The sequence below is a fragment of the Faecalibacterium sp. OM04-11BH genome (assembly GCF_003482185.1).
Taxonomy (GTDB): Bacteria; Bacillota; Clostridia; order Oscillospirales; family Ruminococcaceae; genus Faecalibacterium; species Faecalibacterium tardum.
Window position 1 is genome coordinate 83,529 of record NZ_QULS01000006.1, and the last position, 12,508, is coordinate 96,036.

General features: G+C 61.0%; 10 protein-coding genes. All 10 read left to right on the forward strand.

The features are described from left to right. Positions 1 to 97 precede the first annotated feature (97 nt). The 10 genes from DXB44_RS07255 (at position 98) to DXB44_RS07300 (ending at position 12,496) form a co-directional block, all read left to right on the forward strand. Positions 98 to 1,468: a sodium-dependent transporter gene (locus tag DXB44_RS07255; RefSeq protein ID WP_118658228.1), complete on the forward strand. Its 1,371-nt coding sequence runs from the start codon at positions 98 to 100 to the stop codon at positions 1,466 to 1,468. 240 nt (positions 1,469 to 1,708) lie between these two features. Then, positions 1,709 to 3,448, forward strand: coding sequence for an adenine deaminase (gene ade / locus DXB44_RS07260; protein WP_118658229.1), 1,740 nt, complete (start codon positions 1,709 to 1,711; stop codon positions 3,446 to 3,448). Between the two features lie 180 nt (positions 3,449 to 3,628). Beyond that, positions 3,629 to 4,399: a formate dehydrogenase accessory sulfurtransferase FdhD gene (locus DXB44_RS07265; protein ID WP_118658230.1), complete on the forward strand. Its 771-nt coding sequence runs from the start codon at positions 3,629 to 3,631 to the stop codon at positions 4,397 to 4,399. Between the two features lie 178 nt (positions 4,400 to 4,577). Further along, complete coding sequence (locus tag DXB44_RS07270; protein ID WP_118658231.1) at positions 4,578 to 5,495, forward strand: FMN-binding protein; 918 nt, start codon at positions 4,578 to 4,580, stop codon at positions 5,493 to 5,495. Between the two features lie 22 nt (positions 5,496 to 5,517). Next, entirely contained in the window at positions 5,518 to 6,162 is a 645-nt protein-coding gene (locus DXB44_RS07275) for a ferredoxin-like protein (protein WP_118658232.1), read from the forward strand. Between the two features lie 12 nt (positions 6,163 to 6,174). Continuing rightward, positions 6,175 to 8,331 carry an aldehyde ferredoxin oxidoreductase N-terminal domain-containing protein gene (locus DXB44_RS07280; protein WP_118658233.1) on the forward strand — a complete coding sequence of 719 codons (2,157 nt, stop codon included), beginning with the start codon at positions 6,175 to 6,177 and terminating at the stop codon, positions 8,329 to 8,331. Positions 8,332 to 8,357: 26 nt separating this feature from the next. Continuing rightward, on the forward strand, positions 8,358 to 9,275 hold the full coding sequence (locus DXB44_RS07285; RefSeq protein WP_118658234.1) for a hypothetical protein: 918 nt from the start codon (positions 8,358 to 8,360) through the stop codon (positions 9,273 to 9,275). A gap of 441 nt (positions 9,276 to 9,716) precedes the next feature. Continuing rightward, positions 9,717 to 10,955 (forward strand): gephyrin-like molybdotransferase Glp, encoded by a 1,239-nt coding sequence (gene glp, locus DXB44_RS07290; RefSeq protein ID WP_118658235.1) that lies wholly within the window; start codon positions 9,717 to 9,719, stop codon positions 10,953 to 10,955. Then, positions 10,945 to 11,463 carry a molybdopterin-guanine dinucleotide biosynthesis protein B gene (mobB, locus tag DXB44_RS07295; protein WP_118658236.1) on the forward strand — a complete coding sequence of 173 codons (519 nt, stop codon included), beginning with the start codon at positions 10,945 to 10,947 and terminating at the stop codon, positions 11,461 to 11,463. Before glp ends, mobB begins: the two co-directional genes overlap by 11 nt. Positions 11,464 to 11,476: 13 nt before the next feature. Continuing rightward, positions 11,477 to 12,496 (forward strand): molybdopterin-binding protein, encoded by a 1,020-nt coding sequence (locus DXB44_RS07300; protein WP_005925006.1) that lies wholly within the window; start codon positions 11,477 to 11,479, stop codon positions 12,494 to 12,496. Positions 12,497 to 12,508 lie beyond the last annotated feature (12 nt).

The following is a 12,508-nucleotide window of genomic DNA, read 5'->3' on the forward strand; positions in this document are numbered from 1 at the left end:
ACCGGGGTGTTTGTTCTGTTGCTTGCCAGTTGTCCGCAGATGTGGTACACTTGTTCTGCTTAATTTTTATAGCGGATAGGAAAAGAGGAACAACAACATGGAACAACAACACAAGCGCAGCGCGTTCTCCGGTAAGATCGGGTTCGTGCTGTCGGCCGCAGGCGCTTCGGTGGGTCTGGGCAACATCTGGCGCTTCCCGTATCTGGCAGCCAAATACGGCGGCGGCATTTTCCTGCTGGTATACATTCTGCTGGCAGTTACATTCGGTTATACCATGATCGTGGCCGAGACCGCGCTGGGCCGTATGACCCACAAAAGCCCGGTCAGCGCCTATGCTCATTTCGGCAAGGGCAGGGGCATCCGCTTCGGCGGCTGGATCAACGCCATCATCCCCATTTTGATCGTGCCGTACTATTCGGTCATCGGCGGCTGGGTCATCCACTATCTGGCCGAGTATCTGTGTGGCCGCGGCAGCAATCTGGCGGCAGACGGCTACTTCTCCGCCTTTATCACCAACGGCTTGCAGGCTGAGCTGGCCTTTTTGCTGTTCACCCTGTTCACACTGGGCATTATCTTTGCCGGTGTGCGCAACGGCGTGGAGCGCGTCTCCAAGGTGATGATGCCGGTGCTGGTGGTGCTGTCACTGGTCATTGCGGGCTACTCGGTCACCCGTCCCGGCGCACTGGCGGGTGTAAAGTATTTTCTGGTGCCCAACCCCAAAAACTTCTCCTGGATGACCGTGGTCACCGCCATGGGACAGATGTTCTATTCTCTGTCCATTGCCATGGGCATTCTGGTCACTTTCGGCTCTTATATGAAGAAGGACGTCTCCATCGAGGAGTCCACCGAGAACGTGGAGGTGTTTGATACCGCCATTGCCATCATGGCAGGTCTGATGATTATTCCGGCGGTGTTTGCCTTCTCCGGTGGCGACCCGGACACCCTGCAGGCCGGCCCTGCACTGATGTTCATTACCATCCCCAAGGTGTTTGCAAGCATGGGTCTGGGCACCGTGGTGGGCGTGCTGTTCTTTGTGCTGGTGCTGTTTGCAGCCATTACCAGCTCCATCGCCCTGACCGAGAGCGCTGTTTCCACCTTTGAGGACGAGTTGGGCTGGGATCGTACCCGCTCCACTGTGCTCATCGGTGCTATCATGGTGGCACTGGGCAGTCTGTCGGCACTGGGCTACGGCCCGCTGGCTGAGGTGACCGTGTTTGGGATGCAGTTTTTGGACTTCTTCGACTTTTTGACCAACTCGGTCATGATGCCTATTGCCGCCATTGCCACCTGCCTGCTGGTGTCCCGCGTCATCGGCGTGGAGCAGATCGCGCAGGAGGTGGAGCAGGACGGTCAGCGCTTCCGCCGCAAGCCGGTGTTCAATTTTATGATCCGCTGGCTGTGCCCCATTTTTGCAGCCATCATTCTGGCAAGTTCGGTGGCAAACGCCTTTGGCTGGATCGCCATGTAAACGGTACGATTCCGTGGATGCGGCTTACGACAATCCACTTTTGCAGCTTGACCCAGAGCAAAAGCCTTCACCCCTTGGGGGGAAGGTGGCATTGCGTCAGCAATGACGGATGAGGGGTAATTACCCGTAAGCTGCTGCTTACCTGCGCCCTCATCAGTCACCTTCGGTGACAGCTTCCCCCGACCGGGGGAAGCCTTCATATAGAAGCTTTTTACAGGAAAACAGGACAAGGGGGCCCTTATGAAAATGGAAACCTTGAAGCAGCAGATCCTGACGGCAAAGGGTGACGTGCGGGCAGAGCTTGTGCTGAAAAACGCCCGGGTCATCAACGTGTTCACAAACGAGATCGAGCAGGCCGATGTAGCCATCCGTCAGGGGGTCATCCTTGGCGTGGGACACTATACCGGAGAGACTGAGCTGGACTTGCAGGGCAAGTATGTCTGCCCGGGGCTTGTGGATGGGCACATCCACATTGAAAGCTCCATGCTCTGCGGCCCGGCCTTTGAACAGGCGGTGCTGCCCCACGGCACCACGGCGGTGGTCACCGACCCGCACGAGATCTCCAATGTAGCCGGTACGGCGGGGCTGGACTTTATGCTGGAGACCACGAAAGATCTGGCGCTTTCGGTCTACTTTATGCTGCCCTCCTGCGTGCCTGCCACCGGGCTGGACGAGTCCGGCGCGGTGCTGGAAGCGGAGCAGCTGCGCCCCTACTATCAGCAGCCCCGGGTACTGGGGCTGGCTGAGCTGATGAACTCCTACGGCACGGTGCGCGCGGACGAAAAGATCCTGCAAAAGATCTGCGACTGCACCGCTGCGGGCAAACGTATCGACGGGCACGCACCCTTCCTCAGCGGGGAGGAGCTGAACGCCTATGTCGTTGCCGGGGTACAGTCCGACCATGAGTGCTCAGAACTCCACGAGGCCATGGAAAAGCTGCGGCGCGGGCAATACATCATGGTGCGGGAGGGCACGGCGGCGCAAAATATGGAAAGCCTGCTGCCCCTGTTCCGGGAGCCTTATTGCAGCCGCTGTATGCTGGTGACCGATGACAAGCACCCCGGAGACCTGTTGCAGGGCGGGCATATCGACTATATCATCCGCAAGGCCATTGCCGCAGGGGTAGACCCGGTGGTGGCGGTGCGGATGGGCACCCTTGTCCCGTGCCAGTACTTCGGTCTTGCGCACAGCGGCGCGGTAGCCCCGGGCTATACCGCAGACCTGATCGTGCTGTCAAATCTGGAACAGTTCACGGTGGAGCAGGTGTACAAAAAGGGCAAACTGGTGGCGCAGCAGGGCAGAATGCTGCACCCCGCCGCCCTTACTGTGGACAAGGCATGCTTTGCGCGGGTGTTCGATTCCTTCAACATGGACGAGATCACCCCAGAGCAATTGCAGCTGAAGCAGACCGGCACCCGGCAGCGGGTGATCTGCCTGACCCCGCACGCCCTGCTGACCACCGAAAAGATCGTTCCGTTCTGCCAGCACCCGGGCACAGCGCCCGGCGTGGACGTGGCACAGCAGATCGTCAAACTGGCGGTGTTCGAGCGGCATCACCGCTCCGGTCATGTGGGCTTGGGCTTTTTGGGCAACTACGGCCTGCAATGCGGCGCAGTGGCTTCCAGCATCGCCCACGACTCCCATAACCTCATCGTGGCGGGCACCAACGATGCCGACATGGTGCTGGCGGGCAACACGGTGCGCAAAAATAAGGGCGGCCTTGCCTTTGCACTGAACGGACAGGTGGTAGGGGAGCTGCCGCTGCCGGTGGCAGGGCTTATGAGCACCGAGAGCGCCGAGACTGTGGAAGAAAAGCTGCAAGCGCTCAAGGCGGCGCTGAAAGCCCACGGCATCTCGGAGGACATCGATGCCTTTATGACCCTTGCCTTCGTTAGCCTGCCGGTCATCCCGAAGCTGCGGCTGAACACCTACGGTATCGTGGATGTGGATGCCCAGCAGATCGTCCCGGCGGTGTTCTGAAAACGCTGCCTGAGAGGGCAAACTGTAAATCTGACGTTTTTATCGCAATGCCGGACAGTCTGCGGGCTGTCCGGCATTGCGTTTTACGGCAAGAGGGCTCTTGACTTTTTGCCACAGAACCGGTATGTTGATACTGTCCACTTACCACACAATATTGCATTTATAATACAAGGAAACTTTATGGAAAAACGCAGTACACCCTCTTTGCAGATCACCGACCGCTTTGGCGCGCAGGCGGCTTTTGCCAGCCTGCGTCTGCCGGACGGCACCGAAGCCACCGTACCGGCAGAGCACGCCGCCGCTATCTATGTAAACGAGCAGCCCGCCTTCCGGGTGGTATGCACCCCGGCGCTGCTGCCGCAGCTGGCCTTGGGGCGGCTGCTCACCGAAGGATGGATCGCATCTGCGGACGAGGTGGAGCAAATTGCCGTCTGCGCTGAGGGCGCAAAGGTGCAGGTATATCTGCGCCACCCGATGCCCACCCGCCGCGCCGCCGCGCAGGAGGTTGCCAGCTGCTGCACCGATAATATCGCGCTGGGCAGTCCGGTGGAGCAGCTGCCCCTGCGCCCTGTGCCGGGGCTGGCCTTGCAGCCGGAATGGGTGCAGACCCTGACCGCCGCCATGCACGCCGGTCTGCCGCTGTACCGCGCCACCCGGGCGGTGCACAGCTGCTTTGTGCTGCACAAAGGGGAAATTGCTTTTGCCTGTGAGGATCTGGGGCGGCACAACGCGCTGGATAAGGCGGTGGGCTGCGCGGTGCTGGCAGGGCTTCCGCTGGCAGAATGCGTGCTGTACACCAGCGGCCGGGTGCCGCTGGATATGGTGCGCAAGGCCATCCGCGCGGGGGTGCCGGTGCTGGTAAGCAAAAGTATGCCCACGGTGCAATCCGCAGAGCTTGCGGCGGAATACGGCCTGCAGCTGGTGTGCGGACGCAAAATCCCTAAAGTTTAAGCAAATATTACAAAAACAATAGTTACAAAACGGAAAAGCCTGTCTGTTTCTGTTGACATACTCCGCGCACGCATGTTAATATATTATCGAAGAGACCGCTCCGCTGTTGCAGCAGCCAGAGCGGCCTCAATTGCTGTCCGGGGTTACCCGGCAAAATAAAAAACAGGCAGGTGATAACATGAAGCAGGCAACCAACCCGTTTGCGCCCGTACCGCTGTGGCGCAAGCGGTTGCCGGGCTATGCAGCCATGGGCGTTGCGACCATCGCCTTGGCGGTCGGTCTGACCACCTTGCAAAGCGCACGCACCACGGTTGCCGGTACCCTGCTGCCGGTGTCGGAGGCGGATGCAGCCACCTACGGCATCAGCGCAGTGTACCAGCTCGACGATGGCAGCTACCGCGTGGAGGGCTCTCAGAAGGGCTTCCAGAGCGATGTGCAGGCTGCCGTGACCATTGACGCCGAGGGCAATGTTTCCGCAGTAGAGATCCTCTCTCAGGACGAAACCGAAAGCCTTGGCGGCCAGTGCGTCAACCCGGAGTTCACGTCCCAGTATCAGGGCGCAGCTCCCTTCACGCTGGCAGGCAAAAGCTACACCGTAACGGACCCCGTTACCGGTGCCGCCTATGCCGCTGCTGGTGCGGCGGAGGAGCAGCCCGCTGCTGCCGGGGATTTTGACCCCGCACAGTGGCGCACCTTCGATACCTCTCCCGAGGCTGAGGCTACCCGCAAGATGTATGCTGCAGGGCTTACCCTCTCGGCACTAAATGGAGAGCCCTTGGACGATGAACTGGCTCCGCCGCTGGATTCCAGCGCAGAGGCCGTAGCACGGCGCAAGCTGTACGCAGCCATGCTCAGCAAGAGCGCACTGGACGGCGAGCCGATGGCGATCCCCTTTGCGGATCTCTCGGCAGAGGAGCAGTCTAAGGTGCGTCTGGAACAGGCCAGCCTGACCACTGCCAGCAATGCGTCCGGTGCCGTCAGCGCAAACCTGACCGAGGTGGACGCCCTTTCCGGTGCGACCATCACCTCTTCGGCAGTGACGACCATCGTCAACAACTCGTATTTCTATGTGACCGGGGTACTCTGCGCAGAGTGACCTCAACGGAGGAATGGAACCTATGGCAAAAACTGATTTCCTGACGGCTGACATGACCCGCCGTCAATTCATGAAGATCTCGGGCAAGAGCCTTGCAGGGCTCACCCTGTCCGCTTCCATGCTGTCCCTGTTCGGCTGCTCTCAGCAGCAGGTGGATTCCGGCGCAGTGGCCACTTGGGCACTGCCGCAGGGCCTGCTGGTGGTCAACGCAGACCTGTGCACCGGCTGCCAGCGCTGCGAGATCAACTGCACCCTGACCAACGATGGCGTGTGCTCCTCTTACATCAGCCGCGTCAAGATCCAGCGCCGTCTGAATCTGGACGGCGCAGGCAACGGTCTGCTGTCCGGCACGGATAACTGCTTTGTCTACTTCCCGGATACCTGCCGCCAGTGCGAGGACCCCGCCTGCGGCAACGCCTGCCCGCAGAAGGCTATCATCACCGATGACCGCGGCATCCGCGTAGTGGATACCGACAAGTGCATCGGCTGCGGTGCCTGCCATGATGCCTGCCCGTGGCACATGCCCACCGTCAACCCCGAGACCGGCAAGTCCTCCAAGTGCATCGCCTGCGGTGCCTGCGTGGCAGGCTGCCCGTCCGGCGCTCTGTCCATCGTGGATTGGGATGCCGTTACCAGCGCAGCACAGGCTGCATACTTGGATCTGTAAGGAGGAACTACAATGGCTGAAAGTTATGGCTGGGCAGGCAAGATCCTGCGCGTCAACCTGACCACCGGCGAGATCACCACGCAGGATGACGAAAAGTACCATAAGTATATCGGCGGTATGGGTATGGCCTACCGCATTATGTATGAGGAAGCTCCCATGGAGCTGGACCCCTATGACGAGAAGGCTCTGGTCATCTTTGGTGTCGGCCCCCTGACCGGCGCAGGCGTGCCCTGCTCCGGCCGTATGAACGTGACCTTCCGCTCCACCTGGTCCAAGGGTCACTCCATCATTGACGCACACATGGGCGGCCACATCGGCTCCATGCTGAAGTATGCCGGTTACGATGGCATCGTGATCAGCGGCATCTCTGAGAAACCCGTCTACCTGCGCATCGAGGACGGCGCGGTCTCTCTGGAGGACGCAACCGAGATCTGGGGCAAGGGCACCTTTGCTTCCAATAAGTGGATGGTAGAGCAGAACGGCCGCGAGTTCGAGACCGCTTCCATCGGCCCCGCCGGTGAGAACCTGGTGGATTATTCCACCCTGAACACCAGCTTCGGCAACTCCGGCGGTGCCGGTCTGGGCGCTGCCATGGGCAACAAAAAGCTGAAGGGTCTGGCCATCCGCGGCACCGGCAGCGTCAAGGTGGCTGACCCCAAGAAGGTGCTGGAGCTCTCCAACTACATGATGGGCAACCTGATCGGCGGCAACAACAACCACAACGTGCCCGCACAGCCCCAGAGCTGGGCAGAGTACAGCGCCACCTCCGGCAAGAACCGCTGGTCCGGCGCCCCCGGCCGTATGTGGAAGAAGGCTCCCGGCGGCCCCGTGGATACCGGCGAGCAGCCCTACAACGATATCAACAAGGTGGCTCTGCGCTGCTTCAAGGGCTACTTCGACTTCGGCGCTCCCGCTGCCGAGTACACCGTGAAGAACGGCGGCTGCTCCTCCTGCCCCATCCGCTGCTACACCGAGTATGATGTGGATCCGCTGGCTGATTACGATCTGCCTACCCACAACTCCAACACCTGTATGCCCGTGCTGTACGGCACCCGCGTCTACCCGGACGGCGTGCACGACTTCAAGTACGAGGGCGACGGCACCATGGTCATCAATCTGGCATGGTCTCATGCAGTGGACGACATGGGTCTGTGGGACAACTACGGCAACCTGAACCGCGACCTGCTGTGGATCCTGCGGATGCCGCGCGAGGAAGCCACCAAGTACATCAGCGAGGCCGAGTACGACTCTCTGCCTTGGGAGTGGGAGAAGGCCGGCGATCCCCGCTGGGAGGTCGAGCTGATCCGCCGCATGGCTTACGGCGAGGGCGACCTGTCCGTCATCGCCAAGGGCACGCTGGCTATGATGGAAAAGTTCGGCCTGCCCAAGAGCTGGCTGGACCGCGACGACGGTGCTACCAACTCCAACCTGATCTACAACGGCTTCCCCAACCACCACGGCCCTGCTGAGGCATGGCAGGTGGGTATGCTGTACAACCTCGTCTACAACCGTGACTGCATGATCCACGAGATCGTCTGCGAGACCGGTTCCGGCGCTCCCTATGAAGTGACCAAGAAGGTCATGGAGGACTTCTTCGGCGAGGGCTGCTACGATAAGGCCAAGGCCTACACTCCCATCAACGAGAACAAGGCAAAGCTGGCTGCATACTGCGTCAACGATAAGAACTTCCACGATTCCGCTACCCTGTGCAACTGGATGTGGCCCATGACCCAGTCTCCCTCCAAGGAGCGCGACTACCACGGCGATCTGGATCTGCAGGCAGACTTTATGACTGCTGTTACCGGCGAGACCTATACCCAGGCCGGTCTGCAGGAGGACGGTGCCCGCATCACCCAGATGCTGCGCGCGATGACCGCCATCAGCTTCCAGCAGAACTGCGGCAGCGCAAACCTGCGTCAGGAGCACGATGCCATCTGCGATTGGGTGTTTGATAAGGACCCCGACTTCAAGGCATTTGAGGAAGGCACCACCAAGCTGGACCGCGCCGACATGGAAAAGGCAAAGGATCTGTTCTACGACGTCTTTGGCTGGGACCGCACCACCGGTGTGCCCACCCGCGAGACGCTGGAGAAGTATGATCTGGCTGACATGGCCGATGATCTGGAAAAGCGCGGCATCTACGCCCAGAACACCGCAGCAGCTGAATAAATCCCATAGAAAGAGGAAAGATCGTCATGTTGTTTGGCAGACGTAAACCCGGCTACACCACCACGGTGGATGGCAGCGTAGACCCGGAGCAGGCCGTTCTGGAACTGCAAAAGGCAGAGCTGGCCGCCAAGAAAAAGCCCAAGGCAGAGGTGTTCGACATCGATGCCGCAAGCGAGACTGCCCGCCGCCTGAAGGAGACCGGCAGCACCTTTGACGGCAGCGCCGCCAAGACTGGCGAGGACGTGATCGCCGCAGTGGAACGGGAGACCGCCGAGCTTGCCGCAAAGCAGGCCGCCGAGGCCGCACCCGAAGCCGCCGGGGCTGCGCAGCCCGATGCTGCAAAGCCGGAACTGCTGGATTTTCTGGCCGGTGAGCCGGAAGCGGAAAACGATCCCTTTGCGGATCAGCCCACCAAGACCGCTCCGGAGCTGCCGGAGCTGACCCCTGCACAGGAGCTGGCCGGTTACATCCGCGCCCGCTCTGCGGCTGCGCTGCTTACCCCCCACGCTTTGCTGCTGGAGGAAGTGGAAAACGCCGACGAGCTGCTGGCGCAGATGCCCGCAGACCCCCAGTGTACCGATATCGTCACCCGCGCGGGCGCAAAGGACACCTACTACTACTCTAACGCCAACATGAGCGATAACTACGCCATGATCGCGCAGCTCATCGAGGACAAGGATCTGTGTGTGATGTTCGCCGAGATGGTGCGGTTCAACGCCCGCATCTACCCCAGCGCCACTCCGCTCAAGTACTTCCAGCGCTCCCCCTACGGCCTTGCGCCGGAGGTCATCGAGCAGACATGGAAGGCCATGCAGGAGAACCCGGAGTATGCCGATATCGAGGAGCTGACCAACAACCAGAACGAGCGGTTCCTCTTTTCCACCAAGCACCTCACCCGCCGCTACGCCAAGGCTATCAGCGACGTGGACGATTTCTGCGATTAAACCATAAACTACAATTGAATCAGGGTATAAGAGCTTCTTTGAGCAAAGGTGTCTAAACTTCCACAAAGAGCAGGGCACCGCGCCGCAATGCTGCACCCGCAAGGGCGGGCATTCAAGGGTGGCGGGGGAAACCCCACCGCCTTCCCGCAGAAGAAACGCTGCAATTTGAAAAAAAGAACTCCTCCCATCTTCACAGGTGCTTTTTGGCTGTGTGCTGCCGCTGCAAGGGCGGCGCATAGCCAAAGGCTGCCACCGGCGTAGCAGACTGCAAACTGCCGCAGCCGGTTTTGTGGGGATATTCTGCGGAGGCGTTTTGATTTTCCGGTCAAGACGTCTCCGCTTCTTTTTCACCTGCCTTTTTGAAAAAAGAATACCCCCGCCGGTGTCCCCGTCTGAGCCATAGCAGAAGGGGAGAGCGGCGGGTCTATGGAGGAAGTTATAATGAATCAGCCTTTCTGCTCCCCCGTTCAGGCGCTGCGCAGCGTGCTGGACGCGGCAGCACTTCTGCCTTCTCCGTCCCCGGAGACCATCCCGCTGGAAGCCGCCTGCGGGCGCATTGCCGCCAGTGACCTCTGCGCCCGGATGGATCAGCCCCCCTTTGACCGCAGCCCGCTGGACGGCTACGCCCTGCACAGCGCAGATACCGCCGGAGCAAGCCGGGAGACCCCGGTCACTCTGCCGGTGGTGATGAAGCTTTACGCGGGCGATGCCCCGGCTGCGGCGCTGCCCGCAGGGTGCGCTGCCCGCATCATGACCGGAGCCCCCCTGCCGGAGGGCGCAGACTGCGTTTTGATGCAGGAGCTGACCGACAGTGGCGAAGAGACCGTGCAGCTCTATGCCGCCGTAAAACCGCTGCAAAACGTGGTGTTCCGGGGGGAAGATGTAGCCGCCGGTGCGGTTATCGCGCCTGCCGGTACGGTGCTCACCCCCGCCCATCTGGGTGTGTTGGCCGGGCAGGGCTACGCCGAAGTAGCCGTCTGCCGCCCGCTGACTGTGGGCATCCTTTCCACCGGCAGCGAGCTGCTGGAACCCGGCGCACCGTGGACACCCGGTAAAATTTACGATGCAAACGGCATCCAAAATGCAGCCCGGCTGCGTCAGCTGGGCTTTTCCGTGGAACGGCAGCAGTGCTCCGACGACCCGGAGGTCATCACCGGTAAAATGCAGGAGCTGCTGACCCGCTGTGATGCTGTCATCACCAGCGGTGGCGTCTCCGTAGGGCAGAAGGACTATCTGCCCCTTGTGCTGGAAAAGCTGGGTGCACAGCTGCTGGTGGAGGGCGTAGCCCAGAAACCCGGCAGCCCCATGCTGGCGGCTACACTTAACGGTAAGCTGGTGTTCTGCCTGTCCGGCAACCCCTTTGCCGCCGCCGCCACGCTGGAGCAGTACGCCATCCCTGCGCTGCTGCGCGCCGCCGGACGCCGGGAGGTGAGCTGCATCCCCGCCCGCACCGTCTGCACCCTGACCAATGGCTTTTCCAAACCCAGCAAAGGCAACCGCTACCTGCGGGCGACTGCCTGCGGCGGCAAGGTGACCCTGCCCGGTGCGGGCAACACCGAGGCGCACTCTTCCGGTGCACTGTCTGCCATGATGGGCTGCAACTGTCTGGTGGAGATCCCCGCCGGCAGCGGGCCGGTGGAACCCGGCATGGAAGTGGAGGTGCTTTGCTTTGTACAGTGAACAAAAACAGGCGCTGGCCGAAACACAGGCGCTCAAACGCCCGGCGGTGCTGGCGGTCAGCGGGGTGCACAACAGCGGTAAGACCACCCTGCTGGAAAAGCTGCTGCCCGTGCTGCGCAGCCGCGGGCTGAAGGTAGGTGTCATCAAGCACGACGGCCACGATTTTACCCCGGACGTGCCCGGCACTGACAGCTACCGCCTGCGGGAAGCCGGTGCCGAGGGCGTGGCGGTCTACTCCGGCACGCGCTATCTTCTGACCGAGGAATTCCGCCTGACCGAGCAGGATCTGCTTGCCCTGTTCGAGCGTCACGGCTACGACCTTGTGCTGCTGGAGGGGTTCAAGTCCAGCGGCTGGCCGAAGATCGAGGTGGTGCGCAGCGCCATTTCGGATGCGCCCGCTTCCTTCCAGCCGCTGGCGGTGGTGGGGGATATCCCCGGCGCAGATTTTGACCTGAACGATATTCCGGCACTGGCAGACTGGATCGAAGCCCAGATGCCCGCGCTGTAAGGAGAATGCCATCATGAAACTGATCCGTACTGTTGACGCCGCAGGGCAGGTGCTCTGCCATGATATCACCCAGATCATCCCGGGCGAGTACAAGGATGCCCGCTTCCGCAAGGGGCACGTCATCCAGCCCGAGGACATCCCCGTACTGCTTTCCATCGGCAAGGAGAACCTATACGTCTGGGAAAAGCACCCCGGCATCCTCCACGAGGACGAAGCAGCTGCCCTGCTGTACAAGGCCGCTGCGGGCAAAAATATCCACGGCACTGCGCCGAAAGAGGGGAAGATCGAGCTGATCGCGGACTGCGACGGCCTGTTGAAGATCAACCGCAAGGCGTTGATGGCTGTAAACAGCACCCCGCAGATGATGATCGCCACCATCCACGGCGACCTGCCGGTGAAAAAGGGACAGAAGCTGGCCGGTACCCGCATCATCCCGCTGGTCATCGAGCAGGAGAAGATGGACGCCATGCAGGCCGCTGCCGGGGCAGAGCCTATCCTGAACGTGCTGCCCATGCAGGCCAAGAAGGTGGGCATCATTACCACCGGCAGCGAGGTGTTCAAGGGACGCATCGAGGATAAATTTACCCCCATCCTGCAAAGCAAGCTGGCGGTCTACGGCTGCGAGATGGTTTTCCATAAGGTCTGCGATGACGACCCTGCCGGGATCACCGCTGCCATTCTGGAAGCAAAAGCCGCCGGGTGTGAGCTGATCTTTACCACCGGCGGCATGAGCGTGGATCCCGACGACCGCACCCCGCTGGCGATCAAAAACACCGGGGCCGATATCATCACCTACGGCGCACCGGTGCTGCCGGGAGCCATGTTCCTTGTCAGCTATCTGGACGGTGTGCCGGTGTGCGGTCTGCCCGGCTGCGTGATGTACGCCAAGCGCACCATCTTTGACTTGCTGCTGCCCCGTCTGCTGGCCGATGACCCCATCACCGCTGAGGATATCGCCCGTCTGGGCGAGGGCGGCTTGTGCCTGAACTGCGAAGTGTGCCACTGGCCGAACTGCGGCTTTGGGCACTGCTGAAATCCTCTCAGT